Origin of the sequence: Streptomyces sp. NPDC021093 (genome assembly GCF_044333135.1) — a bacterium.
GTDB lineage: Bacteria > Actinomycetota > Actinomycetes > Streptomycetales > Streptomycetaceae > Streptomyces.
The window spans coordinates 736,834-763,816 of sequence record NZ_JBIRQJ010000004.1 but is presented as its reverse complement, the minus strand read 5'-3'; the positions used below and the strand labels follow the sequence as shown (position 1 = coordinate 763,816).

The 26,983-nt window shown below is 71.6% G+C and carries 22 protein-coding genes and 1 pseudogene; 15 read left to right on the top strand and 8 right to left on the bottom strand.

All coding sequences use genetic code 11. The features are described 5' to 3' along the window. Positions 1–149 precede the first annotated feature (149 nt). Positions 150–2,534, top strand: a complete 2,385-nt coding sequence (locus ACH4SP_RS16040; protein ID WP_398415011.1) for a serine/threonine-protein kinase — start codon at positions 150–152, stop codon at positions 2,532–2,534. Between the two features lie 13 nt (positions 2,535–2,547). On the opposite strand, the gene ilvD is transcribed toward ACH4SP_RS16040, so the two are convergent. From ilvD to ACH4SP_RS16020, 4 genes are all read right to left on the bottom strand, one after another. After that, positions 2,548–4,398, bottom strand: coding sequence for a dihydroxy-acid dehydratase (ilvD, locus tag ACH4SP_RS16035; RefSeq protein ID WP_398415009.1), 1,851 nt, complete (start codon positions 4,396–4,398; stop codon positions 2,548–2,550). Positions 4,399–4,608: 210 nt separating this feature from the next. Further along, positions 4,609–5,235 carry a TetR family transcriptional regulator gene (locus ACH4SP_RS16030; protein WP_398415007.1) on the bottom strand — a complete coding sequence of 209 codons (627 nt, stop codon included), beginning with the start codon at positions 5,233–5,235 and terminating at the stop codon, positions 4,609–4,611. After that, complete coding sequence (locus ACH4SP_RS16025) at positions 5,232–6,068, bottom strand: sugar phosphate isomerase/epimerase family protein (RefSeq protein WP_398415114.1); 837 nt, start codon at positions 6,066–6,068, stop codon at positions 5,232–5,234. The genes ACH4SP_RS16030 and ACH4SP_RS16025 overlap by 4 nt, the downstream gene beginning before the upstream one ends. A gap of 187 nt (positions 6,069–6,255) precedes the next feature. After that, positions 6,256–7,188 carry a Ppx/GppA family phosphatase gene (locus ACH4SP_RS16020; RefSeq protein ID WP_398415005.1) on the bottom strand — a complete coding sequence of 311 codons (933 nt, stop codon included), beginning with the start codon at positions 7,186–7,188 and terminating at the stop codon, positions 6,256–6,258. 54 nt (positions 7,189–7,242) lie between these two features. Here ACH4SP_RS16020 and ACH4SP_RS16015 point away from each other — a divergent pair, with 54 nt between their 5' ends. Beyond that, positions 7,243–8,079: a hypothetical protein gene (locus ACH4SP_RS16015; RefSeq protein WP_398415003.1), complete on the top strand. Its 837-nt coding sequence runs from the start codon at positions 7,243–7,245 to the stop codon at positions 8,077–8,079. A gap of 212 nt (positions 8,080–8,291) precedes the next feature. On the opposite strand, the gene ACH4SP_RS16010 is transcribed toward ACH4SP_RS16015, so the two are convergent. Next, positions 8,292–10,088 (bottom strand): hypothetical protein, encoded by a 1,797-nt coding sequence (locus ACH4SP_RS16010; RefSeq protein WP_398415001.1) that lies wholly within the window; start codon positions 10,086–10,088, stop codon positions 8,292–8,294. A gap of 227 nt (positions 10,089–10,315) precedes the next feature. Between ACH4SP_RS16010 and radA the strand changes: the two genes are divergently transcribed. Beyond that, complete coding sequence (gene radA, locus ACH4SP_RS16005; RefSeq protein WP_398415112.1) at positions 10,316–11,725, top strand: DNA repair protein RadA; 1,410 nt, start codon at positions 10,316–10,318, stop codon at positions 11,723–11,725. Positions 11,726–11,828: 103 nt separating this feature from the next. Then, positions 11,829–12,968, top strand: coding sequence for a DNA integrity scanning diadenylate cyclase DisA (disA, locus tag ACH4SP_RS16000; protein WP_398414999.1), 1,140 nt, complete (start codon positions 11,829–11,831; stop codon positions 12,966–12,968). A 314-nt stretch (positions 12,969–13,282) separates the two neighbouring features. Here the strand turns inward: disA and ACH4SP_RS15995 are convergent, their stop codons facing one another. Continuing rightward, the gene (locus tag ACH4SP_RS15995) at positions 13,283–14,146 is read right to left on the bottom strand and encodes a hypothetical protein (RefSeq protein ID WP_398414997.1); all 864 of its coding nucleotides are present in this window, start codon (positions 14,144–14,146) and stop codon (positions 13,283–13,285) included. A gap of 185 nt (positions 14,147–14,331) precedes the next feature. Here ACH4SP_RS15995 and ACH4SP_RS15990 point away from each other — a divergent pair, with 185 nt between their 5' ends. The 6 genes and pseudogenes from ACH4SP_RS15990 to cseC all read left to right on the top strand — a co-directional run bounded on the left by ACH4SP_RS15990 (position 14,332) and on the right by cseC (position 19,717). Beyond that, positions 14,332–14,958: a phosphatase PAP2 family protein gene (locus tag ACH4SP_RS15990; RefSeq protein WP_398414995.1), complete on the top strand. Its 627-nt coding sequence runs from the start codon at positions 14,332–14,334 to the stop codon at positions 14,956–14,958. A 51-nt stretch (positions 14,959–15,009) separates the two neighbouring features. After that, positions 15,010–15,972 (top strand): A/G-specific adenine glycosylase, encoded by a 963-nt coding sequence (locus ACH4SP_RS15985; protein WP_398414993.1) that lies wholly within the window; start codon positions 15,010–15,012, stop codon positions 15,970–15,972. 157 nt (positions 15,973–16,129) lie between these two features. Beyond that, on the top strand, positions 16,130–16,732 hold the full coding sequence (locus ACH4SP_RS15980) for a SigE family RNA polymerase sigma factor (protein WP_398414990.1): 603 nt from the start codon (positions 16,130–16,132) through the stop codon (positions 16,730–16,732). After that, positions 16,720–17,415 (top strand): annotated as a pseudogene (locus tag ACH4SP_RS15975) (hypothetical protein); the annotation flags it as partial. The gene ACH4SP_RS15980 and the pseudogene ACH4SP_RS15975, both read left to right, overlap by 13 nt. Positions 17,416–17,617: 202 nt before the next feature. Continuing rightward, positions 17,618–18,319, top strand: coding sequence for a two-component system response regulator CseB (gene cseB, locus ACH4SP_RS15970; RefSeq protein WP_398414988.1), 702 nt, complete (start codon positions 17,618–17,620; stop codon positions 18,317–18,319). A gap of 93 nt (positions 18,320–18,412) precedes the next feature. Next, positions 18,413–19,717 (top strand): two-component system sensor histidine kinase CseC, encoded by a 1,305-nt coding sequence (cseC, locus tag ACH4SP_RS15965; protein WP_398414986.1) that lies wholly within the window; start codon positions 18,413–18,415, stop codon positions 19,715–19,717. A gap of 97 nt (positions 19,718–19,814) precedes the next feature. Here the strand turns inward: cseC and ACH4SP_RS15960 are convergent, their stop codons facing one another. Then, entirely contained in the window at positions 19,815–21,416 is a 1,602-nt protein-coding gene (locus ACH4SP_RS15960; protein ID WP_398414984.1) for an MDR family MFS transporter, read from the bottom strand. A gap of 125 nt (positions 21,417–21,541) precedes the next feature. Between ACH4SP_RS15960 and ACH4SP_RS15955 the strand changes: the two genes are divergently transcribed. Beyond that, positions 21,542–22,126, top strand: a complete 585-nt coding sequence (locus ACH4SP_RS15955; RefSeq protein WP_398414982.1) for a TetR/AcrR family transcriptional regulator — start codon at positions 21,542–21,544, stop codon at positions 22,124–22,126. A gap of 20 nt (positions 22,127–22,146) precedes the next feature. Here the strand turns inward: ACH4SP_RS15955 and ACH4SP_RS15950 are convergent, their stop codons facing one another. Continuing rightward, complete coding sequence (locus tag ACH4SP_RS15950; protein WP_398414979.1) at positions 22,147–22,731, bottom strand: M23 family metallopeptidase; 585 nt, start codon at positions 22,729–22,731, stop codon at positions 22,147–22,149. A gap of 587 nt (positions 22,732–23,318) precedes the next feature. On the opposite strand from ACH4SP_RS15950, the gene ACH4SP_RS15945 reads away from it, so the two are divergent. From ACH4SP_RS15945 to ACH4SP_RS15930, 4 genes are all read left to right on the top strand, one after another. Then, positions 23,319–23,648, top strand: a complete 330-nt coding sequence (locus tag ACH4SP_RS15945) for a hypothetical protein (RefSeq protein WP_398414977.1) — start codon at positions 23,319–23,321, stop codon at positions 23,646–23,648. Next, positions 23,645–23,890, top strand: coding sequence for a hypothetical protein (locus ACH4SP_RS15940; RefSeq protein WP_398414975.1), 246 nt, complete (start codon positions 23,645–23,647; stop codon positions 23,888–23,890). The genes ACH4SP_RS15945 and ACH4SP_RS15940 overlap by 4 nt, the downstream gene beginning before the upstream one ends. Positions 23,891–24,071: 181 nt before the next feature. After that, on the top strand, positions 24,072–24,416 hold the full coding sequence (locus tag ACH4SP_RS15935) for a trypco2 family protein (RefSeq protein ID WP_398414973.1): 345 nt from the start codon (positions 24,072–24,074) through the stop codon (positions 24,414–24,416). A 13-nt stretch (positions 24,417–24,429) separates the two neighbouring features. After that, a complete protein-coding gene (locus ACH4SP_RS15930) occupies positions 24,430–26,949 on the top strand; it encodes an NACHT domain-containing protein (RefSeq protein ID WP_398414970.1) in 2,520 nt (839 codons plus the stop codon). Positions 26,950–26,983: the final 34 nt, after the last annotated feature.

Sequence of the window (26,983 nt, the reverse complement as noted above, 5' to 3'; positions counted from 1 at the left end):
CGCCCAAGCACAAAGCACCAGCAAGCGTGAGGGGTGTGGGGAGGGTTGGGGTGGGGGCATTCCGGTTTTGGGAGATTGGGGGGCTCGTGCGTTCTAGGGTGAGGGGACCACGCACTTCTCCCGGTGAGGGAGTTGAAGGGAGCTGAGCCGTGTCGCTCGCGGCGGACGATCCCCGGTTCATCGGGGACTACCGGCTCCTTGGCCGGCTCGGTACCGGTGGCATGGGCACCGTTTTTCTCGGCAGGTCCCCCTCCGGTCGCGAGGTCGCCGTCAAGGTGATCCACGAGCAGTACTCCGCCGACCCGGATTTCCGGACCCGTTTCCGGCAGGAGATCGCCGCCGCGAGGAGGGTGAGCGGGGCCTTCACCGCGGCCGTCCTGGATGCCGATCCCGATGCCGTACGGCCGTGGATGGCGACCCAGTACGTACCCGGGCCGACCCTCGCCGAGCGGCTGGAGCAGCAGGGCCCGCTGGCGGAAGGGGAGTTGAGGCTGCTGGCCCTCGGGCTCGTCGAGGCGTTGCGGGACATCCATCGCGTCGGCGTCGTCCATCGCGATCTCAAGCCCGCCAACGTACTCATGGCCCATGACGGGCCCCGCGTCATCGACTTCGGCGTCTCGCGCGCCGTCGGCAACCGTGCCCTGACCGTCACCGGGCACGTGATGGGCACTCCGCCGTTCATGTCGCCCGAGCAGCTCAACAGCCCCCGCACCATCGGCCCCGCCTCCGACGTCTTCTCGCTCGCCACGCTGCTCGTGTACGCGGCCGTGGGGCGCGGCCCGTTCGACGCGGACAGCCCTTACATGACGGCGTATCAGGTGGTGCACGAGCGGCCCGTGCTCGACGGCGTGCACGAGCCGCTGCGCGGGATCCTGGAGTACTGCCTGGTCAAGGATCCGCAGGACCGTCCGGACACGGACGAACTGGCCACGCTGTTACGGAGATGGACACCCGCGACCGTCCCCGTGGTGGAAGGGGCAGACGCCAATGCGGACGCGGATGCGGATGCGGATGCGAACGCGGACGCAGTCGCCGACGCGGGTCCCGACACCGATACCGACACCGATACGGACACCGTCGTCGTTCGCCGCGGGGCCTCCGGCGGTGACCACCCCACGCCGCCACCCCGTACGCCCCGTACGCCCCGTACGCTCCGTGCGCCCCTCGGTCTCCTCTCCCGCCGTGTCCGCATCGGCTCCGCCGCCGCGTTCCTGCTCGCGCTCGGCGTCGGCGGGCTCGTACTCCTGCTGCACTCCCCCGGTCCCCCGGGGTCATCGGCCCCCTCCGACAAGGGCAGTGCGAGTGATGGGCAGCCACCGGCCGCCCGGCGTTCCTGGCAGACCGCGCTGCCCACCGCCGCGGGCGCGTGGGGTCCCTTCGAGGGGGTCCGCTGCACCGTGTCGGGGCCCGCCGTGCACTGCGGCGGGGTCCACCTCAGGACCGTACGGCTGGATGCGGCCACAGGTTCCACCGTCTGGCGCGCGCCGGAGCCGCCGACGGCCCCCGGCACCCAGGAGACCAACGACTCCTCCCCGTCCGAGGCCGCCGCCAAGGGCGCGGTGGTCTTCGTCTACGAGACCCTGTCGGACTCGGCCCGGCGGCTCACCGCCCTCGACACCCGGGACGGCCACCGCCTCTGGCACCGGCCCGTCGGCGGCTACGAGCCGCCCGCCGTCCTCGGCGATCTCGTCGTCACCCCCGACGCGGGCCTGCGCACCGTCGTCGCCCGCGACACCCTCACCGGCGCCACCCGCTGGACCGCGAAGAACCCGGACGGGCAGGCCTGCTCCCCGCTCGTACTCGAAGGGCAGCTGTACGGGTCCTGCACGCGCCCCGACGACGGTGCCGCGCCCCGGAGTTACGTCCGGTACGCGAGCGGCGACGGCAGGTCGGCCGCCCTGGTGACCCGGGGCCGGGACCACGACCTCCTCGGGATCGACAAGGGTCTGCTGGTCTTCGCCAAGTGGGGGCGGTTCGGTGACGCCGCCGAGCACGCCAACCACGAGGGCAGCCACTCCTCGCTCCTCCTGGTCGACCCCACCGGCGTCCGCGCCCCGCGCACCCTCGCCCTGTCGGGCCTGCCGAAGGGGCGTCCGGTGCTGCGCCACGGCACCGTCTACTTCGTGCACCACTGGGGGACGGTCTCCGCGTACGACGCCCGGACCGGCAGCCTCCGCTGGCAGCGGGAGGCCGGGGTGCGGGGGCTGGGCGTTCCGGCGACCGACCGCACGGGAGACGCCCTGTTCCTGCCGAGCCTCAGCGGGCAGGTGCTCGCGCTCGACTCCCGTACGGGCAAGGAGATCTGGCGCTCGGCGCACCGGAGCACACCGCCCGCCGCGTACCACGACACGACGGTGCTGCGCGCGGACGGCTCGCTGATCGTCACCGGCACGAGCGGTGAGGTCTTCTCCTTCGACCCGGCGGATCCGGCGCTGCGGCCGGGGGGCGGGGAGAGCGGCAGGGACGGGGGCCGTGGAGCGCCGCCGCCCCCACCCCCGGGAGGGGGCGGGGGCGGCGGTCCGGCCCGGCCTTGAGAGCCGGCCGGTCCTAGCCCAGCTTCGACACGTCCCGCACCGCGCCCCGGTCCGCGCTCGTCGCCATCGCCGCGTAGGCGCGCAGGGCGGCGGACACCTTGCGCTCGCGGTTCCTCGGGGCGTAGACGCCGCCGAGTGCCGCCCTGCGGGCTGCCAACTGCTCGTCGGGGACGAGGAGTTCGATCGTACGGTTCGGGATGTCGATGCGGATGCGGTCGCCGTCCTCGACGAGCGCGATCGTCCCGCCCGAGGCCGCCTCGGGCGATGCGTGGCCGATCGACAGGCCCGAAGTGCCGCCGGAGAAGCGGCCGTCGGTGACCAGCGCGCACGCCTTGCCGAGGCCTCGGCCCTTCAGGTACGACGTCGGGTAGAGCATCTCCTGCATGCCGGGGCCGCCCTTGGGGCCCTCGTAGCGGATGACGACGACGTCGCCCTCCTTGACCTGCTTGAGGAGGATCTTCTCGACGGCTGCCTCCTGCGACTCGCAGACGACGGCGGGGCCCTCGAAGGTCCAGATCGACTCGTCGACGCCCGCCGTCTTCACGACGCAGCCGTCGACGGCGAGGTTGCCCTTGAGGACGGCGAGGCCGCCGTCCTTGGAGTAGGCGTGCTCGACGGAGCGGATGCAGCCCTCCGCGGCGTCCGTGTCGAGGGTGTCCCAGCGCTCGGACTGCGAGAAGGCGGTGGCGGAGCGGACGCAGCCGGGGGCCGCGTGCCAGAGCTCGACGGCGTCCGGGGAGGGCGAACCTCCGCGCACGTCCCAGTTCTTGAGCCAGTCCGCGAGGGACGGGGAGTGCACGGAGTACACGTCCTCGTTGAGGAGTCCGCCGCGGTGGAGCTCGCCGAGGATGGCGGGGATGCCGCCGGCCCGGTGGACGTCCTCCATGTAGTACGTGCGGTTCTTGCCGACGTTCGGAGCGACCTTGGCGAGGCAGGGGACGCGGCGCGAGATCTCGTCCATCTCCGGGAGCCCGAAGTCGAGTTCGGCCTCCTGGGCGGCGGCCAGCAGGTGCAGGATCGTGTTGGTGGAGCCGCCCATGGCGATGTCGAGGGCCATGGCGTTCTCGAACGCGGCGCGCGAGGCGATGGCGCGCGGGAGGACGGTCGCGTCGTCCTGCTCGTAGTGGCGCTTGGTGATCTCGACGATCGTGCGGCCCGCGTCCTCGTACAGGGCCTTGCGGGCCGTGTGCGTGGCGAGGACCGAGCCGTTGCCGGGGAGGGCGAGTCCGATGGCCTCGGCGAGGCAGTTCATCGAGTTGGCGGTGAACATGCCGGAACAGGAGCCGCAGGTCGGGCAGGCGTTCTCCTCGATGCGGCGGATGTCCTCGTCGGAGATCTTGTCGTTGACCGCGTCGGACATCGCGTCGACCAGGTCGAGGGTGCGGACCGAGCCGTCGACGAGGGTGGCCCGGCCCGACTCCATCGGGCCGCCTGAGACGAAGATCGTGGGGATGTTGAGGCGGAGCGCCGCCATCAGCATGCCCGGGGTGATCTTGTCGCAGTTGGAGATGCAGATCAGGGCGTCGGCACAGTGGGCCTCCACCATGTACTCGACCGAGTCCGCGATCAGGTCGCGGGACGGGAGGGAGTACAGCATTCCGCCGTGGCCCATCGCGATGCCGTCGTCGACCGCGATGGTGTTGAACTCGCGGGGGACGGCGCCCGCCGCGAGGATCGCCTCGGAGACGATCCGGCCGACCGGCGCGAGGTGGGTGTGGCCGGGGACGAACTCGGTGAAGGAGTTGGCGACCGCGATGATCGGCTTGCCGATGTCCTCGCTCGCTACACCGGAGGCGCGCATGAGCGCGCGGGCGCCTGCCATGTTGCGGCCGTGGGTGACGGTGCGGGACCTCAGCTCGGGCATCGGGTTCACTTCCCAGGAGTACGGATATCCGGCGGACGCAGCGGATGTCGAAAGGCTGCATACGGTGCGACTGCCGTCGAGCGTACGCCTCGGATCCAGGATTCGGACAGCTTGTCCGGATGGCGGAATAGCTGTTCAGCTTTCGGTCACGGTGGTCGCACAGGCTTCGGGTACGGCACCCGGCCCCGGCCGGTTTGCTCCCGGCCCCGGTCAGCTTTCGGTCAGGTACCGCTGGAGGGTCGGGGCGACCATCGCCACGATGTCGTCCACCTCCGCCGACGCCAGCGGCTCGACCTCCAGCGCGTACCGCACGATCGCGATCCCGATCATGTGCGAGAGGGCCAGCTCCGCCCGGAACGTCGGGTCCGGTACGTCGAGGTCCGCCGCGATCCGCTCCAGCAGGCGGCGCAGTACGAAGCCGCGCAGCACCTTCGCCGCCGCCTCGTGCGTCAGCGCCGACCGTACGACCGCGAGGAGCGGGCCCCGGGTCGCCGGGTTCTCCCAGACGCCGAAGAAGTAGCGGGCGATGCGCTCGCCGATGCCGTCGACGCCCTGTCCGGTCAGGGCCTCCAGGGCCAGGGCCGGTTCGAAGGAGACCTCGACGGCCGCCGCGAAGACCTCGTCCTTCGTACCGAAGTAGTGGTGGACGAGGGCCGAGTCGACGCCGGCGGCCTTGGCGATGGAGCGTACGGAGGTCTTGTCGTAGCCGCGCTCGGCGAACTCGGTGCGGGCCGCGGCCAGGATCCGGTCGCGGGCGGCCGGGGCCGATTCCCCCGCCGCGGTACGGGGCGGGCGCCCGCGGCGGCGCGGAGCGCCCGGCTCCACCGGGGGGCTCATGCGCCCGGTACCCGCACAGGACCGTTCGCCGGGGGCGAGGACGTCGACGCCAGGTGCAGGCGGGTGAAGGCGAGGGCCTCGGCGAGGTCGGCCTCGCGTTCGGCGGACGACATGGCCCGGCGGGTGTTGACCTCGACGACCACGTGTCCGTCGAAGCCGGTGGCGGCCAGGCGCTCCAGGAGTTCCGCGCAGGGCTGGGTGCCGCGGCCCGGCACCAGGTGCTCGTCCTTCGCCGACCCCTTGCCGTCCGCGAGGTGGACGTGGCCGAGCCGGTCGCCCATGCGGTCGATCATGGCCATGGCGTCGGTGCGGGCGGTCGCGGTGTGCGAGAGGTCGACGGTGAAGTGCCGGTAGTCGTCCTTGGTGACGTCCCACTCGGGGGCGTACGCCAGCATCTCGCGGTCCTTGTAGCGCCACGGGTACATGTTCTCGACGGCGAAGCGGACGTCGGTCTCCTCGGCCATCCGCCAGATCCCGGTCACGAAGTCGCGGGCGTAACCGCGCTGCCAGCGGAAGGGCGGGTGGACGACGACCGTCGACGCACCCAGCTTCTCGGCCGCGGCCTGCGCGCGCTGCAGCTTGACCCACGGGTCCGTCGACCACACTCGCTGCGTGATCAGCAGACACGGCGCGTGCACGGCGAGGATCGGCACGCCGTGGTAGTCGGAGAGTCGGCGCAGTGCCTCGATGTCCTGGCTGACCGGGTCCGTCCAGACCATGACCTCTACGCCGTCGTAGCCGAGGCGCGCGGCGATCTCGAAGGCCGTCGCCGTCGACTCCGGGTAAACGGAGGCGGTGGACAGCGCGACCTTCGCATCGGGGATGCGTACCACCGGCTCCACAGGTTTCGCCACTTCTGCCACGAGGAACAGCGTACGGTCCCCCTCTCGGACGGGTGGAGCCGAGGTCTCCCGCTCCGTCGTTGTCCGGCCATCCGTCCGCTCGCGGCTGTCCGGCCGTCCGTCCGCTCACGGCTGTCCGGCCGTCCGTTCCATCACGACTGTCCGGCCATCCGTCCGCTCATGACGAGGGCAGGCGGTCCAGCCGTCGCAGGATGACGCCCTCGCGCAGCGCCCACGGGCAGATCTCCAGCGCCCCGACCTCGAAGAGGTCCATCGCACCCTCCGCGACCAGGGCCCCCGCCAGCAGCTGGGGCGCGCGGTCGGCGGAGACGCCGGGCAGGTGGGTGCGCTGCTCGGCGGTCATCGCGGCCAGTTTCGGCACCCACTCCCGGAGCGAACTGCGACTCAGCTCACGTTGTACGTAGAGACCTTCGGCAGAGCGTGCGGCGCCCGCGATCCGGGCGAGCTGGCGGAACGTCTTGGAGCTGGCCACCACATGGTCCGGCGGTCCGAATCGGGCGAATTCCCCCACCGTACGGGCGATTTGTGCGCGTACGTGCCGACGCAGGGCCCGTACGTCCTGGGCATCGGGCGGGTCCCCCGGGAGATGTCCCGCGGTGAGGCGGCCCGCCCCCAGCGGGAGGCTGACGGCGGTGTCCGGGTCCTCGTCCATCCCGTACGCGATCTCCAGCGAGCCGCCGCCGATGTCGAGCAGCAGCAGCTTGCCCGCCGACCAGCCGAACCAGCGGCGGGCGGCCAGGAAGGTCAGCCGGGCCTCGTCCTCGCCGGACAGGACCTGGAGGTCGGCGCCGGTCTCCTCGCGCACGCGGGCCAGTACGTGGTCGGCGTTGCTGGCTTCGCGCACGGCCGAGGTCGCGAACGCCATGACGTCCTCGCAGCCCTTGTCCTCGGCGGCCTCCAGGGCTTCGCCGACGGTGGCGACCAGGCGGGTTATGCCGACGGATCCGATCGCACCGTCCTCGTCGAGCAGCTCCGCCAGGCGGAGTTCCGCCTTGAAGGAGTGCGCGGGAAGAGGGCGTGCGCCGCGATGGGCGTCCACCACCAGCAGGTGCACCGTGTTCGAACCGACGTCGAGGACTCCGAGTCTCATGCACGGAACGCTACTGCGGCGCGCCGCGGGCGTTCCTGCGCCTACCCTTGCCCCGTGCCAAAGACGAAAAAGGCGAAGCCGGGAAAAGCCGCGAAGCAGTCGAAGTCGGACGCGCTCGCGAATGTGGTGGCGAGCAGTGACGAGCAGGGGCTGGACTTCGCCCGGGCGTGGGTCGAATTCCCCGACCCCGAGGACGAGGAGCAGGTCTTCCGCTGCGATCTGACCTGGCTGACCTCGAAGTGGACGTGCATCTTCGGCAGCGGCTGCCAGGGCATCAAGCTCGGCCGCGCCGACGACGGTTGCTGCACGCTCGGGGCGCACTTCTCCGACGAGGACGACGAGAAGCGGGTCGCGGGGCACGTGGCGCGGCTGACCCCGGACATCTGGCAGTTCCACGACGTGGGGACGGCGAAGGGCGGCTGGACCCAGGAGGACGAGGACGGCGAACGCCAGACCCGGCGGTGGGAGGGCTCGTGCATCTTCCAGAACCGGCCGGGGTTCGCGGGCGGAGCGGGCTGCTCCCTGCACATCCTCGCCCTGAAGGAGGGCAAGGAGCCGCTGGAGACCAAGCCGGACGTGTGCTGGCAGCTGCCGGTGCGGCGGACGTACGACTGGATCGAGCGGCCGGACGACACGAAGATCCTGCAGGTCACGATCGGTGAGTACGACCGGCGGGGGTGGGGCCCCGGCGGCCACGACCTGCACTGGTGGTGCACGTCGGCGACGTCCGCCCACGGGGCGGGGGATCCGGTGTACGTGTCGTACCGGCCGGAGCTGACGGAGCTGATGGGGGCCGGGGGGTATGCGCGGCTCGTCGAGCTGTGCGAGGCCAGACTCGCCTCCCAGCTCCCCCTGGTGGCCCCACATCCGGCGGACCCGTCGGGTCGCTGAGGGTGGTCGTTGTGCGGGTGCGTCGTGGCTGGTCGCGCAGTTCCCCGCGCCCCTAAATGCCTGCCCCCGAGCCCCGTTGGCGGCTGACGCCGCCGACCCCCTAGCCCCCTTGGGCAGCGGGGCCGCCCCCCGGGGGCGGGACGGGTGGGCAAGGGGGCGGCCCCCCACTGCGGCACGCCCCATCCCGCGACCGCACGCGCCCGCGCGACCGCTCAGCCCGTCCCCGACGGCCCCGGTTCCGACGGCTGGGTCGCCGTCGGCGACGGCTGCTCCGTCGGCGGAGGAGTGCTCGGCGGCGGCGTGCTCGGCGGATCCGTCGTCGGCGGCGGCGAAGTCGGCGGCGTACTCGGCGACTGCGAAGCCGTAGGCGACGGCGGCGGCGTGGTCGGCACCGTCGGCCCCGGCCCCGGCCCCTCCGTACCACCCGGCCCCGGATCCGACGGCCGCGGCTCCGAAGGCGTCGGCATCGCCCCCCTCCCCGACACCGTCATCACCGCACCGGACGGCGAGACCCCGAGCCTGGCCGTCCAGGGATCGGCTGGTTCCCTGTCGCGGTCGACCGTGATGTAGACCGTGAACGACTCCCCCGGCGCGAGAGTTCCCGAGGTCCGACTCAGGTGCAGCCACGGCGCGTTGGCCCACATCGACCAGGCGACGGGCCCGCCCCCGGACACCGTCAGCCGTACGACCGTCGTGTGGCCCGCCGACTCCGCCGCCACCGCGAGGCGCCCCGCGCCGGGTGCCGACGCCCGCCCGGGGGTGACGACCTTGACCGAGACGTCCTGGCCGCCGCCCCGCGCCCCGCTGCCGACCGAGGGGCCGGGGCCCGGCCTGCTGTGTGCGTTGCCCGTGTTCTCGTACGCGTCGCCGCCGCCGTCGTACGGAGCGCCGTCCCGCCCCGGCGTCCCGTCCGCCTCGCTCGCCGTCACCGACGCGCCCCGGGGGCCCTCCCCGGTCGTGGGCGCCCCCCGGTACGCGGCCCACAGGGCGAGGATCGGCGCGGCGACGACGGTCGCGACGACCGTCGTCGTCAGCGCTCTCGTACGGAGGCGTTCGCGGCGGGCCGCCCGGTCCTTCGGATCGAGCGGGAACCCCTCGCGGTCGAAGCGCGGAACGCCGCCCCTCGGCACCCGCGGCGCGTGCAGCATCGCCACGTAAGCCGCCGCCCGCGGTGCCTCCACCAGCGGAAGCCGACCGGCGGAAGCGCCCGTTCCGGGCCAGGGGCCGCCCGCGCCCGCACGCTCGGCCGCGCGGCGGCAGACCGGGCAGTCGTCGACGTGCCGGACGAGTTCGCCGCGCAGGGCGGTGCTGAGCAGGACCTGGTCGTCGCCGGTGAGCCGGGTGACGGTCGGGCAGGTGCCGGTCTCGACGACGATCAGCGCCGCCCGGGTGCGCTCCACCTCGCAGGCCGCGGCGGCGAGCAGCTCGCGGGCCTCCGGGTGGTCCAGGCCGAGGACGGCCGCGACCTGCCGGGCGCCGAGGCCGTGGCGCACGGCCAGCTCCAGGGCCTCGCGCTGTTCGGGTGTGGTGCCGGCCGCCTCGGGCCAGGCGAGGAGGGTGAGGTCGGCGTGCCGTCTGCGCGCCACGCTCTCCTCGACCGGAAGTTCCGGTTCGGGGACGGCCGAGGGCGGGCGGTGGGCCTGGTGGCCGCCGTGCGCGCCCTGCCTGCGGCGCTTCTCCTCGGCGAGGCTGCGCAGACAGGACCAGCGGGTGAGTGCGTAGAGCCAGGCCTTGCGTTCCGGTTCGCCGGAAGGGCTGCGTCCGTGGCTGCGCTCGGCGAGCGCGAGCACATCGCCGAGTACCGCAGTCGCCACGTCGTGGTCGCGCAGCACCGACAGGGCGTAGGTGAACAGCCCGTCCAGATACGGCTCGTACCGCGACGGGGGCCGCTGGGCGAGCGTACGGGGCGCACGCCAGCGCGTCCGGTGCGCGCCGGTGGTGCCGGCGCCACCCGTGGTGCCGGTGCTTCCGGTGGTCTGCGTGGGGTGCTCCCGCCTGCTGGTCGTCACCCGGCCGACCGTAGGGGCGCCGCACCCGCCCCCTGGCTCTCCTTGAGCCCTTTTAATCCATACGGGTGAACAGATCCCTCAAAAGAGGGCAGGAATCCCACATTCCGCCCTCTTCTGCCCCATACCAGTGGCCTATGCCCTCACGCACCGCGACCACCGAGGGCGGCCCGCGCGGCTGCGGGGTGGGCTCGTACGGCGTTGTCAGACCCCGTCTGTACGGTGACGCCATGGCTGCCCGTACGAAATCCGCGAAGGACCGGCCGTCCTACCGCTGCACCGACTGCGGCTGGACGACCGCCAAGTGGCTCGGCCGCTGCCCCGAGTGCCAGGCCTGGGGGACGGTCGAGGAGTACGGCGCGCCCGCGGTCCGTACGACCGCCGCGGGCCGGGTCTCCAGCGCCGCGCTGCCCATCGGCCAGGTCGACGGCCGCACCGCCACCGCCCGCTCCACCGGCGTCGACGAGCTGGACCGGGTGCTCGGCGGCGGCCTGGTGCCCGGCGCCGTGGCCCTGATCGCGGGCGAGCCGGGCGTCGGGAAGTCGACGCTCCTGCTCGACGTCGCCGCGAAGGCGGCCAGCGACGAGCACCGCACGCTCTATGTGACGGGCGAGGAGTCGGCGAGCCAGGTCCGGCTGCGCGCCGACCGCATCCACGCCCTCAACGACCACCTCTACCTGGCCGCCGAGACCGACCTGTCTGCGGTCCTGGGCCACCTGGACGCCGTCAAGCCCTCCCTCCTGATCCTCGACTCGGTCCAGACCGTCGCCTCGCCCGAGATCGACGGCGCGCCCGGTGGGATGGCCCAGGTCAGGGAGGTGGCGGGCGCCCTCATCCGGGCGTCCAAGGAGCGCGGCATGTCGACCCTCCTGGTCGGCCACGTCACCAAGGACGGCAACATCGCGGGCCCCCGCCTGCTCGAACACCTCGTGGACGTCGTCCTCTCCTTCGAGGGCGACCGGCATGCCCGCCTGCGCCTGGTCCGCGGCGTGAAGAACCGGTACGGGGCGACCGACGAGGTCGGCTGCTTCGAACTGCACGACGAGGGCATCACCGGTCTCACCGACCCCTCTGGCCTCTTCCTCACCCGGCGCGACGTGGCCGTCCCCGGCACCTGCCTGACCGTGACGCTGGAGGGCCGACGCCCGCTGGTCGCCGAGGTCCAGGCGCTCACCGTCGACTCCCAGATCCCCTCCCCCCGCCGCACCACCTCCGGCCTGGAGACCTCCCGCGTCTCGATGATGCTGGCGGTGCTGGAGCAGCGCGGAAAGATCAGCGCGCTGGGCAAGCGCGACATCTACTGCGCGACGGTCGGCGGCGTGAAGCTCTCCGAGCCCGCCTCCGACCTGGCGGTCGCGCTCGCCCTCGCCTCGGCCGCCAGCGACACCCCGCTGCCCAAGAATCTGGTCGCGATCGGCGAAGTGGGACTCGCCGGAGAGATCCGCCGGGTCACGGGCGTACAACGAAGACTGGCCGAAGCACACCGGCTCGGCTTCACCCACGCCCTGGTTCCGAGCGACCCGGGCCGTGTCCCGGCCGGGATGAAGGTGATCGAGGTGGCCGACATGGGGGCCGCCCTGAGCGTCCTTCCGCGCCGGTCTCGCGCACAGGCCCCACGGAGTGAGGAGGAGCGCCGGTAGACTTTGGCCTGGTCTCGCCTGTCCACCGCGTCCGCGAGGCGAAGTTGACCGTCCCGGGCAGGGGCGGAACCCGACCCGTGACCCCCGTGACCGGAGGAGTGCAGTGGCAGCCAACGACCGGGCCTCATCACCCGGAAAGTCCGGCGGAGGCTCCAGCAACTCCGGCTCTGGCAACGAGGCCCAGATCCGCGCCTCGCTGAGCGCCGTCGCCCCCGGCATGGCGCTGCGCGACGGCCTGGAGCGGATCCTGCGCGGCAACACCGGCGGCCTGATCGTCCTCGGTATGGACAAGACCGTCGAGTCGATGTGCACGGGCGGCTTCGTCCTGGACGTCGAGTTCACCGCGACGCGCCTGCGCGAGCTCTGCAAGCTCGACGGCGCGCTCATCCTCGACAAGGACATGACGAAGATCCTGCGGGCCGGCGTCCAGCTGGTCCCCGACGCGTCCATCCACACCGAGGAGACCGGCACCCGGCACCGCACGGCGGACCGCGTCTCCAAGCAGTGCCACTTCCCGGTGGTGTCGGTGTCCCAGTCGATGCGCCTGATCGCGCTGTACGTGAACGGAGAGCGCCGGGTCCTGGAGGAGTCGGCCGCGATCCTGTCGCGCGCCAACCAGGCGCTCGCCACCCTGGAGCGCTACAAGCTCCGCCTCGACGAGGTCGCCGGCACTCTCTCCGCGCTGGAGATCGAGGACCTGGTGACGGTCCGGGACGTCACGGCGGTCGCCCAGCGACTGGAGATGGTGCGGCGGATCGCGACCGAAATCGCGGAGTACGTGGTCGAGTTGGGCACCGACGGCCGCCTCCTTTCCCTCCAGCTCGACGAGTTGATCGCGGGGGTCGAGCCGGAGCGCGAGCTCGTCGTACGGGACTACGTACCGGAACCGACGGCGAAGCGGTCGCGGACGGTGGCCGAGGCGCTGACGGAGCTGGACGCGCTGACCCACAGCGAGCTGCTGGAACTTCCCACGGTGGCGCGGGCGCTGGGCTACAGCGGGTCGCCCGAGACGCTGGATTCGGCGGTATCGCCGCGCGGCTACCGACTCCTGGCCAAGGTGCCGAGGCTGCCGGGGGCGATCATCGAGCGGCTGGTCGAGCACTTCGGCGGTCTGCAGAAGCTGCTGGCCGCGAGCGTGGACGACCTGCAGACGGTGGACGGGGTCGGGGAGGCGAGGGCGCGCTCGGTGCGGGAGGGGCTTTCGCGGCTGGCGGAGTCTTCGATTCTGGAACGGTACGTGTAGCTGGGCGCGGGCGGCGGGCTGAGCGGGCTCGCGTGCGCGTGCGGTCGCGGAAGGGGCGTGCCGCAGTGGGGGGCCGCCCCCTTGCCCACCCGTCCCGCCCCCGGGGGGCGGCCCCGCTGCCCAAGAGGGCTAGGGGGTGGCGGCGTCAGCCGCCCAAGGGGCTAGGGGGCAGGCAGTTAGGGGCGCGGGGAACTGCGCGATCAGCCACGACGCACCCGCACGACGACCACCGGCCCGGCGGCCAGCCACGACGCACCCGCACGTGCAACCCACCCGCCCCGCGGCCGGCGTCACCCACCCGCCCGGCCCGTCGGCTAGTCCTTCTCCAGGGAGATGGAGGCCGGGATCTTCGCTCCGGCCAGTTCCACCACGTACGTGCCCGGGGCGACCTGCCCACCCGCCGGCGCCTCGCACTTCGTCGCGTCGCTGCGCTTCCTGTCCCACTCGACCGTGTGCGTCACCGTCGTCTTCGCCGGGATCTGCAGCAGCAGCGACTTCGCGCCCTTGGGGCAGTCCTTCGAGGACCAGACCTTCTCGCTCTCGGCGTTCTTGATGGTCACGGTCGCCGAGTCCGGGCCGAAGTCCATCTTGCAGGCCGTGGCCGCGGTGTTCTTCGCGGTCAGTTCGAACTTCGGGTTCTTGTCGACGGGGACCTGGACCGGGACCGCCCGGATCGTCAACTCCAGCGATCCTGGAGCACAGTTGGGGAGCGGCGAGTTCGCCGGAACCTGCTGACCCGCACCACCCGCACCCCCTGCGCCGCCCGCGCCACCCGCACCGCCACCGCCCGTACCCGCGCCGGCACTGCCCGTGCCACCCGTACCGCCGGCGCCGCCCGATGCCGCGTCACCGCCCGTACCCCCGCCGGAATCGGCCTCGCCGGACGAGGCACTGCCGCCCGTACTGCCCCCGTCCGCACCGCCGTTGCCGCCCGACGTGTCGCGGCCGCCCGGCTCGCCCGGGACCACGGGGCCGGTGCCCGAGGGGCCCGGGGTGATGGAGGCGGCGGGCGAGGGTCCGCCCTTGCCCGCGCCGTTCTTGTCGTCGGCTCCCCCGCCGGCGAGCACGAACCAGAGCACCAGCACCACCACCAACGCCAGCAAGGACAGCCCGACGGCCCTCCGTCGCCAGTAAATGGAGGAGGGGAGCGGCCCGACTGGATTACGCAGAGATCCCACGGCCCGAACTCTACGAGAGATGCGGGCCCAACTCCTGCCCCACCCGCCGCTGTCGCGGCATCTTTTGCCGATCATCATTCCGGATGAGGAGAACCGGCCCCCACTTTCGTCGGGTGCGGCCTCGCGCGGGCGTTGACGATCGGCGATTGTGAACGCCCCCCGTCCATTCCGTAACGTCTGTGGCCATGGACAGCAGCAGCGCGCTCTACCGCGCCATCCTCAACTTCGCGCACTCCACTCCCGGCTGGTTCCAGTTCCTCGCCGAGATATGGACGGAGCTGGGGCTCCTGGTCTTCGCCGCCCTGTTCCTCGTCGTCTGGTGGCGGGCCCGCAGCGACAGTGCGGCGTCCGTCGCGGTCGCCGTGCTCGCCCCGCTGGCGACGGGGGTGATGTACGTGGCGAGCGAACTCTTCAAGTCGTTCATCAACGAGGACCGGCCGTGCCGGGCCGTCGCCAGGGCCGCCCGGCCGCTGGTCGAGTGCCCGGCCGTCGGCGACTGGTCGTTCCCCAGCAACCACTCCGCCATCGCGGGCGCCGCCGCCGTCGGGCTTGCCCTGGCCTGGCCGCGGCTCGCGGTGTTCGTCGCGCCGATGGCCGTGCTGATGGCGTTCTCCCGGGTCTTCGTCGGCGTCCACTACCCGCACGACGTGCTGGCCGGTCTGCTGATCGGCGGCGTCGGAGCGGGGCTGCTGGTGTGGGGCTGTGCCCGGCTCGCCCAGGGAGTGATCATGTGGATGCGGGCGAGCAGCGTCGGTCTGCTGCTCTGGTTCGCGGGCCCGGGTGCCGACCGCCGGTCACGGAGCCTGACATGAGCTTGTCGTACGGCTGTCCGCACACCGTTTCGTGCCAGGATCGGAGGTGCCATGACTGCGACCACTGAGTTCAAGCCCCAGACCATGTCCCCCACCCCGTCCGCCCCCGCGCCCGCCACCCCGTCCGAGCCCGCTGCCGCGCTGCCCGTCCTGCACCCCGACGTCAACATCTGGTTCGATGGCCACGCCCGGGACCTCCCCTGGCGGCACCCCGAAGCGGGCCCGTGGGGGGTGATGGTCAGCGAGTTCATGCTCCAGCAGACGCCCGTCAACCGGGTCCTTCCGGTGTACGAGCAGTGGCTGGCCCGCTGGCCGCGCCCCGCCGACCTGGCCGCCGAGCCGTCCGGCGAGGCCGTCCGCGCCTGGGGCCGGCTCGGCTACCCGCGCCGGGCCCTGCGTCTGCACGGCGCGGCCACCGCCATAACGGAACGGCACGGCGGAGACGTCCCGTCCGAGCACAGCCAGCTCCTGTCGCTGCCCGGCATCGGCGAGTACACAGCCGCCGCCGTCGCCTCGTTCGCGTACGGACAACGGCACGCCGTCCTCGACACGAACGTGCGACGGGTGATCGCACGCGCGGTGACCGGCGTCGAGTACCCGCCGAACGCGACCACCGCCGCCGAGCGCAAGCTCGCCCGTGCGCTGCTCCCCGAGGACACGGCGACGGCAGCCCGCTGGGCCGCGTCCTCGATGGAGCTCGGCGCGCTGGTGTGCACCGCGAAGAACCCGGAGTGCGGGCGCTGCCCGATCGCCGCGCAGTGCGCCTGGCTGCAGGCCGGGAAGCCTCCGCACGAGGGTCCGGCACGGCGTACGCAGACGTACGCGGGGACGGACCGGCAGGTGCGCGGGCGGCTCCTCGCCGTACTGCGCGAGGCCGTGACTCCCGTACCGCAGAAGGATCTTGACGCGGTGTGGCACGAACCGGTGCAACGGGCGCGGGCCCTGGACGGGCTGGTCTCGGACGGTTTGGTGGAGCCGCTGGCGGGCGGCGTCTACCGGCTTCCGCAGAGTTAAACCTCTTCCGGGCAACTCGTCGTTACACAACCGATGGACAGCCGTGCGTCCTCCGAGTGCTGACCCGCACAGCCCCGTGACAACGCCTCCGTAACTTCGGATCCACAGGGGCAGACAGTCGGGAACCCCGGCTGGACACGGGACGGAGGCGGTTCGAATGGCGCACGGCGGCGAGGTGCTCGGATTCGAGGAGTACGTACGCACGCGGCAGGAGGCCCTGCTGCGCAGTGCCCGCCGTCTCGTTCCGGACCCGGTCGACGCACAGGACCTGCTCCAGACCGCACTGGCCCGTACGTACGGCCGCTGGGACGGCATAGAGGACAAGTCCCTCGCGGACGCCTACCTCCGCCGTGTCATGATCAACACGCGTACGGAGTGGTGGCGGGCCCGCAAGCTGGACGAGGTGCCCACCGAGCAGCTGCCCGACGCCCGCGTCGAGGACGGCACGGAGCAGCGCGCGGACCGCGCCCTGCTGATGGACATCCTCGGGGTGCTGGCGCCGAAGCAGCGCAGCGTGGTCGTATTGCGGCACTGGGAGCAGATGAGCACCGAGGAGACCGCTGCCGCACTGGGCATGTCTGCCGGTACGGTCAAGAGCACCCTGCACCGGGCGCTCGCCCGGCTCCGTCAGGAGCTGGAGAACCGCGACCTGGACGCCAGGGCTCTGGAGCGCGGCGACGGCCGCACGGACGTCGGCAGCGGCGGCAACATGCGGGGCGGAGTGCGGGGCGAACGGGGGCAGGAGCGGTGCGCGGCCTAGGCGGCGGTAACAGCAGCGACAGCGGCAGCTACAGCACGAAGGACGGCGGCCTCGGCAGGGAACGGTCCCACCGGGGCGTACTGGCGGTGAGCGGAACGGCGATGGCCGGGCTCGCCGCCGTCGGCCTGTTCGCGGTCTCCTGCAGCGCGGGCGGCACGGGCACCCGCGACGAGGGCCCGGCCCGCTCCGACCCGGTCGCCGCGAAGGCCAACCCGACGCCGAAGGCGACGGAGTCGATGCCCACGGCGGTGCCCCCCAAGCGGATGGACCCCGTCGAGCTCCTCAAGAACGACCCGAAGGTCAGCGAGTCCGTCAAGCGCGACCTGAAGCCGTGCGTGAAGGACGTCTACCCGGTCGACGCCTCCTACGGCAAGGTCACCGCCGGCCCCACGGACGACGTCGTGGTCAACGTGATGACCTGCGGCGACGCGGTCGGGATCGGCTCCTACGTGTTCCGCGAGGAGAATGGGCGGTACGAGAACGTCTTCGTGGCCGAGGAACCCGCCGTGTACGCGGAGATCGACCGGGGCGACCTGGTGGTGACCCGTCCGGAGTACAAGCAGGGCGATCCGGTGGCGTTCCCGTCCGGCGAGGTGATCGTGACGTACCGCTGGGCCGGGCACAAGTTCACCGAGCACGACAGGGTGGAGAACAGCTACAGCACGGACGTCGGCAACGGCGACAAGAGCAGCGAGAAGCAGAGCACGAAGCAGGAGGAGCAGGCGGTGCAGGACGCGAAGCGGAAGGCCGCGGGCGAGGCCGCCCGGGACTCGTCGCCCGCGCCCGCCACCACTCCCTCCGCCCCTTCCGCACCGCGCACCGCGACGCCTTCACAGGGCACCGAACCGCCGTCCCAGGACTGACCGAGAGAGCAGAGAGCAGCACATGGCCGATACCCACGTCCTGTTCGTCGAGGACGACGATGTGATCCGCGAGGCGACCCAGCTGGCTCTGGAGCGGGACGGATTCACCGTCACCGCGATGCCGGACGGCCTGTCGGGGCTTGAGGCGTTCCGCGCGCAGCAGCCCGACATCGCGCTGCTGGACGTGATGCTGCCGGGGATGGACGGGGTCAGTCTGTGCCGCCGCATCCGTGACGAGTCGACCGTGCCGGTGATCATGCTGTCCGCGCGGGCCGACTCGATCGACGTGGTGCTGGGCCTGGAGGCGGGCGCCGACGACTACGTGACGAAGCCCTTCGACGGTTCGGTGCTGGTCGCGCGCATCCGTGCGGTGCTGCGCCGCTTCGGGCACGCGTCGGGCGGCGGCGCCCTGGAGCCGGTGCAGGACGGTGAGGGCGGCGGTCTGCTGACCTTCGGCGAGCTGGAGGTCGACACGGAGGGCATGGAGGTCCGCAGGAACGGCGAGCCGGTGGCGCTGACGCCGACCGAGATGCGGCTGCTCCTGGAGTTCTCCTCCGCGCCGGGCACGGTGCTCTCCCGCGACAAGCTGCTGGAGCGGGTCTGGGACTACGGCTGGGGCGGCGACACCCGTGTCGTGGACGTCCATGTCCAGCGGCTGCGTACGAAGATCGGCCAGGACCGGATCGAGACGGTCCGCGGCTTCGGCTACAAGTTGAAGGCGTGAGTCCGGTCCGTATGAGGCACTCCGCATGAGGATTCCGCATGAGGTCCCCCGTATGAGGATTCCGCATGAGGCACACCGTGTGAGGCACTCCGCATGAGGCGCTCCTCCCTGCGCACCGGCATCCGCTGGAAGATCAGTTGCGCCATCGCCGCCGTCAGCGCGCTCATCGCCGTCGCGCTGAGCCTCGTCGTACACAATTCCGCCCGGGTCTCGATGCTCGACAACGCCCGTGACCTGCAGCTGGAGCGGCTCCAGTTCGCGCAGCGGCTGTACGAGTCGTCCCGCGACCCGAAGGTCGGCTCCAAGCTCAACGACCCGGCCCTGCCCGACGAGCTGCGCGCCAAGCTCGCGCACGGCCGCCGCGCCACCCACGTCCAGGAGGACCCGGACGGGGTGCCCGAGGTGTGGGCCGCGGTCCCCTACCCGGGCAACGACATCCTCTCCCTGCACACCCGCTTCCCCAACAACGCCGCCGTCGTGACGGCCCTCGACCGGTCCCTGGTGATCGCCTCGGTCGCCGTCGTCATCGGCGGTTCCGTGCTCGGCATCCTCATCGGCGGCTCCATCTCGCGCCGGCTGCGCAAGGCCGCGTCCGCCGCCACCGACGTGGCGCACGGCAATACGCAGGTACGGGTGCTGGACGCGATCGGCGGTGTCGTACGGGACGAGACCGACGACCTGGCCCATGCCGTGGACGCCCTGACCGACGCCCTCCAGGAGCGGGTCGAGGCCGAGCGCCGGGTGACCGCCGACATCGCGCACGAGCTGCGCACCCCGGTCACCGGGCTGCTCACCGCCGCCGAACTGCTGCCGCCCGGACGCCCCACCGAGCTCGTACGGGACCGGGCGCAGGCGCTGCGGACGCTGGTCGAGGACGTACTGGAAGTGGCGCGTCTGGACAGTGCGGCCGAGCGGGCGGAGATGCAGGAGATCGCGCTCGGCCAGTTCGTCTCGCGCCGGGTCGCGTCGCTTTACCCGGACGCGGTCGTCACGGTCGTGCACGAGAGCCATGTGAACACCGATCCGCGCCGGCTGGAACGCATCATCGGCAACCTCCTCGGCAACGCGGCCAAGCACGGGAAGCCCCCGTTCGAGGTAACCGTCGAGGGCCGGGTCGTGCGGGTGCGCGACCACGGCAAGGGCTTCCCCGCGGATCTGCTGCGCGAGGGCCCGAGCCGGTTCCGTACCGGGTCCAGCGACCGGGCGGGCCAGGGCCACGGCCTCGGACTGACCATCGCCGCGGGTCAGGCCAGGGTGCTCGGGGCGAGGCTTACGTTCCGCAACGCCCAGGTGGACGGCGGGGCGATCGCCGTCCTGTGGCTTCCGGAGCATGCGCCGACGGCGACGGGGAGCTTCCCGATCGTCAACCTGGCGGATCTGCCGCCGCGCCGGAGGTAGGGCTTCCGGTACGGAGTCTTCCGGTACGGGAAGGGGGCCCGCAGCGTGCTGCTGCGGGCCCCCTTCCGTGAAGCCTCAGGGCTGAGCCCCGTACCCCTCAGACCGAAGCCGGGACCGCGTCCTCGGCCTTGCCGTCCTTGGCCTTGTCCGACCCGGCGGTCTTCTCCGGGCCCGCGCCCTTGAGCATGACCTCCTTGACGAAGAACGCCGCCACGAACCCGATCACCGCGATGCCCGTGCCCAGCAGGAACGCGCCGTGCGTGCCGGACGACACCGCGACCTGGTACATCTCGCGCATCTCCGCCGGCAGCTTCAGCAGGCTCGCCGCGTCCAGCGCCGCGCCCTGCGGCAGCCCGCCGGACGACGCGCCCTGGGCCACCATCGAGTCGGTCACCCGGGCGGTGAACAGCGCACCCATCACCGAGACGCCGAACGAGCTGCCGAGCGTACGGAAGAGGGTCGTGGACGAGGACGCGACGCCCATGTCCTTCGGCTCGACGCTGTTCTGCGCGACGAGCATCGTGATCTGCATCAGGAAGCCCATGCCCGCACCGAGGACCGCCATGTAGATCCCGGAGACGAGGCGGGTGGTGTCGGTGCCCATCGTCGAGAGGAGGAAGAGCCCGACGGTGACCAGCGCGCCGCCCAGGATCGGGAACATCTTGTACTTGCCGGTGTTGGTGGTGACCCGGCCGACGATCAGCGAGACGACCATCATCGACATCAGCATCGGCAGCAGGAGCAGCCCGGAGTTGGTGGCCGACGCGCCCTGCACGGACTGCTGGAACAGCGGCAGGTAGAGGACCGCGCCGAACATCACGAAGCCGACGATGAAGCCGATCACCGACATGAGGGTGAAGTTCCGGTTGCGGAAGATGTGCAGCGGAATGACCGGCTCGACGGCCTTCGTCTCCACGTACAGGAAGCTGACGATCGCCAGGACGCCGACGGCCGCCAGCCCCAGGATCTGCCCCGAGCCCCAGGCGTACTCGCTGCCGCCCCACGTCGTGACCAGCACGATCGCCGTGATGCCGAGGGTCAGCAGCACGGTGCCGAGGTAGTCGATGTTCGCCTTGCCGCGCTCCTTCTTCGGGAGGTGCAGCACGGAGGTGATCATGACGAGGGCGAGCGCGCCGAGCGGGACGTTGATGTAGAAGGACCAGCGCCAGCCGAGGCCGTCGGTGATCGCACCGCCGACCAGCGGCCCGCCGATCATGGCGAGCGCCATCACGCCGGCCATCATGCCCTGGTACTTGCCGCGCTCACGCGGCGGAATCAGGTCGCCGATGATCGCCATCACGCCGACCATCAGACCGCCCGCGCCCAGGCCCTGGACGGCCCGGAAGCCGATCAGCTGCCCCATGTCCTGGGCCATTCCGCTGAGCACGGAGCCGAGGACGAAGATGACTATGGACGTGAGGAAGATGCCCTTCCGGCCGTAGAGGTCGCCGAGCTTGCCCCAGATGGGGGTGGAGGCGGCGGTGGCGAGCGTGTACGCGGTGACCACCCAGGACAGGTGCTCCAGACCGCCGAGTTCACCGACGATGGTCGGCATCGCGGTGCCGATGATCATGTTGTCCAGCATGGCGAGCAACATGGCGATCATGAGCGCGAGGAGGACGACGCGCACACTGCGCGACTGCTTCCCCGCCTGCTCCGCCGCTGGTGACTCCGGCACTGGTTTCCCCGTGGTCTTCATGTCCCGCTCCCCTTTGGTACTTACTTGCCGCCCGGCAAGTTGGCTACACTTCAGGAAGCTAGACCCGTAACTAGCCGGGCGTCAAGTAAGTTTTGGCGAGTTGAACAACCCTTGGGAGTACGTCGATGAGCAGCAGCGCCAGCGGAACGAGCCGGCCGCGCCGGGGTGACACGCGTCAGCGCATCCAGGACGTGGCGCTGGAGCTGTTCGCTGAGCACGGGTACGAGAAGACCTCTCTGCGGGAGATCGCCGAGCGGCTCGAAGTGACCAAGGCGGCGCTGTACTACCACTTCAAGACCAAGGAAGACATCCTGATCAGCCTCTTCCAGGACCTGACCCGCCCGATGGACGAGCTGATCGACTGGGGCGAGAGCCAGCCGCGCACGCTGGACACCAAGAAGGACCTGCTGACCCGCTACAGCGCCGCACTGAACGACGCGGGCCCCCTCTTCCGCTTCATGCAGGAGAACCAGGCGACCGTGCGGGACCTGAGCATCGGCGACAGCATCAAGAGCCGGATGCTCAAGATGATGGCGCTGATGCGGGAGCCGGACGGACCGCTGATCGGCCAGGTCAGGTGCATGAGCGCGCTGTTCACGATGCACGCGGGGATGTTCGCGCTGAAAGACGTCGAAGGCGACTTCGAGGACAAGCAGAAGGCCGTCCTCGAAGTCGCCATCGAGCTGATCACGCAGGCCGACTCGGCCTGACCGTCTCTTCCTTCTCAGGGTCAGACGGTCACGCCGACCGAGCGCAGGTAGGCGACCGGGTTGATCGAGGAGCCGTAGTTCGGGCTCGTACGGATCTCGAAGTGCAGGTGGGGGCCGGAGGAGTTGCCGGTGTTGCCCGACAGGGCTATCTGCTTCCCGGCCGCGACGTGCTGGCCGACGCGCACCTGGATGCGGGACAGGTGGGCGTACTGCGAGTACGTGTTGTTGGCGTGCTTCACCACGATCGCGTTGCCGTACGCGGGGCCGTCGCCGCCGCCGTTCGGGCCCGCCTTGACGACGGTGCCGGCCGCGGCGGCCTTGACGGTGGTGCCGATCGGCACGGCGAAGTCCTGGCCGGAGTGCTTGTGGGCCCACATGCCGCCGCCCTTGCCGTACGTGGCGGAGAGCGCGTACCGCTGGACCGGCTTGGCCCACGCCTTCTTCTTGGCGGCCTTCTTCTTCTCGGCCTTCGCCGGAGCCGCCGCCTTGGCGGGCACCGAGGCCCCCGCGGCGAAGGCGCTCCCGGCTCCGACCACGCACGCCGCACCGACCGTGGTGGCGACGACGGCGGTACGGATTCGGCGGGACGTGGCGCGCTTCGACATACGGGCGATACCTCCGGAAGTGACGGAACCCGGCGGGTTCGCCGGGCTTGCTCCACATTGGTAACCCGGCCGGGTCCGGAGCCCCAAACCCCCCACTTACTACGCGGCCTCGTAGCGGGATCGTCGGGATTCCGCATCTTGACGCCGTGCGGGGCTCTTCCGCGCACTCCGAAAAATCTTGGACGGAGCGGGTTTAGCTCCTAGCCAGAACACCCCGATTCGGACAGACACCCCAGCTCCGCGGCGGTCCCGCCCCGCCGGTCGAAGGCCCCCGCGCACCCCTCCGCCAAGATCCCGCCGGAGGTCCGAAACGGACCACTATCCCGGCTAGTAGGCAGCGAAACCCCTGTGCGCCTTGTCACGGGCGCGCCCGTGCGCCGCTTCCGTACGGGCCTCCGCAGGCCCTCCACAGGGCTTCCGTACGGGCCGATACGGCGTCAATCGGGCACCCGTCACCCACTCGTACGGACGATGAGCCGCCGTTTCCCTAGCCCGTTCGTTCCTCGTGCGCCAGTCTCAACCGCATGAGGGGCGTCGGCGTACCGTGGTGGCGGGGGACCGTGCTGGCCGGACCGGAGGGGCACCGTATGGGGGAAGACCGCAAGGGCGAGAACAGCAACACCGGCAGCAGCGGCATCCTCTGGCACACGGTGGTCAGCGGCCGGCAGATCGACCTCCCTGCCACGCTCCCCACCATCCGCGCCGCCCTCACCGCCGCCCAGGCGGCCGATCTGGACGCCGAGATCGCCCGCACCCCGGCACTCGACCTCCCCTTAGTACTGGCCCGCTGGGCGCTGGCCCCGACGGATGCCGCCGAGGAGGACGAGGCCGTGTTCGCCCGCCTCGCGACCGGCGACTTCTCGGACTGCGTGGCCGCCTCGTCCGACGAGCCCCGACCCCGTCCGGAAGCCTCATGACGCGTCTGCGCATCCAGTACGCCCCGGCTGCGGAGACGGCCCGGCACGCGATGCACCCCGACCTCCGCCAGCGCTTCGAGCACTCGATGCGCGCGCTCGCCAAGGACCCGTACGGCCAGGGCACGAGAGACGTGAAGGGCGAGAAGGACCGGCGCCAAGGGGTCGCCGGCGGGGCGGTGGTCGTCTACTACGTGAGCGCGGCGGTGCTGGTGGTGACGGTGGTACGGATCGTGCACGCGTGAGCCGTGCACACGTGAGCCGTACGCACGTGAGCGGTACACACGTCACAGGCGTGAGCCGTGCACACGCAAGTCGTGCATGCGTGAATTGCGCACAGCGGGAACCGGAACCCCTCCCAACTCCGTTGTAGGAGTGAACAGTTCACGGTGCACAAGGCACACCACTCAGCCCAGGGGGTCCGCCATGGCCAGTTCCTCGCACGAATTCGACGGCATCGAGCTGGCGGACGCGGTCGAGTCGGTCCGCAACCAGCTGCTGCGGGCCGCCGCGCGCTCGGCCGGCAAGGAGATCACGTTCACCGTCGGCGACATCCAGATGGAGTTCACGGTGGAGCTCCGCAAGGAGATCAAGGGCGGGGCGAAGGTCAAGGCGTGGGTGGTGGAGGCGGGGGCGGACGCGGCGCGCTCCACCGGGCGTACGCACAAGGTGTCGCTGACGTTGAAGCCGAAGGTGCGGTCGACGGGGGCCTCGGTGGACGTGGGCAACGACCCCCCGGCGGACCTGAGCAACTTCGGCGACGTGGAGTGAGAGGCCGCCGCCGATGAGCACCGACCACGCGTGCGCGGCCGTCGCGGTCCTCGGTGCCCGGCAGGGCAGCGGCGTCTTCCTCGGCCGGACCATCCTGACCTGCTCGCACGTCATCGGGGACAACCCCAGGTCCCCGGTGCGGGTGGCCCACCCGAATCATCCGGGCACCCGGCGCTACACCGTGGCCTGGCGCAGCCGTTCTCTCGACGCCGCGCTGCTGACCCCGGACGACTCGCTGCTCCGCGCCTGGCACCAGGACGCCAGGGCGAGCAGCACCGACACCCGCAGCCCGCTCCCCGGCTGCGAGATCGTCGGCTTCCCCGACATCCAGCGGTACGACGACGGCGCGAAGCTGGACACGGACCACTTCACCGGCACCGTGCTGCCGTCGGCCGGTCTGATCCGCCGCGAGCTGACCTTCGAGTTCGACCGCCCGCCGGCCGATGAGAGCCCCGAGGGGCCCTCTCCGCTGGCGGGCCTCTCCGGCGCCCCGGTCTTCGCCGGCGGCAATCTGCTCGGCATCGTCCGGTCGGTGCGGACCGGCCGCGGGCTGCGGCGCGTGACGTGCGTGCCGCTCACGCTGCTCACCGAGGACGAGTCCTTCCGCCAGGTGTACCGCCTGCTGCACCAGGAACCGGTGTTCCGGCTGGAGAACATCTCCGGCGCGCACCCCGAGGACCCGCCCCACGAGCGCGAGTACGCCCACGCACTGCGCGCCGCCTACCGCAAGACCAAGATCTTCGGTCTCGACGAGCTCGGCAAGCCGGACACCGAGTGGGACCTCGACACCGCCTATCTGAGCCTGGAGGCCCAGTCCACCGGCGACCGGACGGCCCGTACGCCCCAGCGCATCGACAGCCTCCTCACCGCCCGCCCCCGCGTCCTGCTCCGCGGTGACGCCGGCGCGGGCAAGACCACCCTCGTCTGGTGGCTCGCCTCCCACGCCGCGGCCGGCACCCTCGGCCCCGGGCTCGCCGAGCTCAACGGCCTCGTCCCGTACGTCGTCCCGCTCCGCACCCTCCGGGCGCAGGGCCGCTCCTTCCCGGGCCCGGCCCAGCTCCCCACCGCCTCACGCCTGATGATCGACGAGGCTCCGGACGGCTGGGCCGGTCGGGTACTGAAGGCGGGCCGTGCGCTGATCCTGGTCGACGGCCTCGACGAGGTCTCCCAGGACGACCGCGAGGACGCCCACACCTGGCTCTCGGACCTCCTCGCCCGCTACCCGGACAACCGCTGCATCGTCACGTCCCGCCCCCTCGCCGTCGATCCGGGCTGGCTCGGCTCCGAGGGCTTCGAAGAATTACGCCTTCTCCCCATGCGGAATGGCGACATCCAGTCCTTCGTCACCGCCTGGCACCGGGCCGCCCGCCTCAGCACCTCCGATCCCCACGAGGAAATCTCCGAACTGGAGCGCGATCTCGCCCACCAGTTCCGACAGAGTCCGGCCCTCGCCGACCTCGCCCGCACTCCGCTGCTCTGCGCGGTGATCTGTGCGGTGCACCGGGCCCGCCAGGGATTCCTGCCGGAAACGCGCTGGGACCTCTACCGGTCCGCCCTCAACATGCTTCTCGGCAACCGCGACAAACGGCGCAAGATCGGCTCGCCCGAGGGCATCGAGATGACCATCGAGGAACACACCCAGCTCCTCCAGCGGATAGCGATCTGGCAGGTCCGCGGCGGACAAACGGAATTCACCCGCCTACAGGCCGTACGTCAGCTCCAGCCGGCGCTCGCCGGAATGGAACGCGTCCGCGCCCAGGGCTCGTCCGATGCGATCCTCACCCACCTGGTCAACCGGACCGGTCTCCTCCAGGAACGGACGGACGACTTCTTCCAATTCACCCACCGCACATTCCAGGATTTCCTGGCCGCCCGGGAATTCGTCGAGGGAGATCACATAGCGGAGTTGCTCCTGCACGCGGAGAACCCGCAATGGGAGGACGTCACCCTCCTCGCGGCCGGCCACTGCAACCGCCGCGAACTCCACCGGCTGCTCACCGGCCTCCTGGAATGTGGCACCCGCCCCGTCCTGACCGCCCTCTGCGCCCAGCACGCCACCTATCTCGACGAGACCCTGGCCCGCCACATCCGCAACCAGCTCCGCACGGTCGTCCCGCCCGCGAGCAGCGACCACGCCGCCCAGCTGGCCCGCCTCGGCCCGTCCGCGATCCCGCTGCTGCCCCCGCCCGGAGAACTGAGCAACACGCACGCCCACTGCACGATCCGGATGCTCGCCCGGATCGGCGGGGCGGAGGCCCTGGAGTACGCGGCCGGGCTCGCGCGGAGCGCCGGCGAGGAGACCGCCCAGGAGCTCACGGACGCATGGTCCTCGTTCCCCACGGCCGAGTACGCCCGCGACGTGCTCGCGCGGCTCGCGTCCTCACCGTACGAAATCGCCATCGGCACGGCTGAACGGCTGGCCCAGCTCCCCCTGCTGGCCGACCACTACCCGGTGATCACCCTGGGCGGCACCTATGAGGGTCAGGACCTGTACGCGCTTGCCGACGCGGTCCGAAATCACCAGCAGCAGTGAGGGCGGGGCGCAGCCGGGCCGGATTCGATCCTCC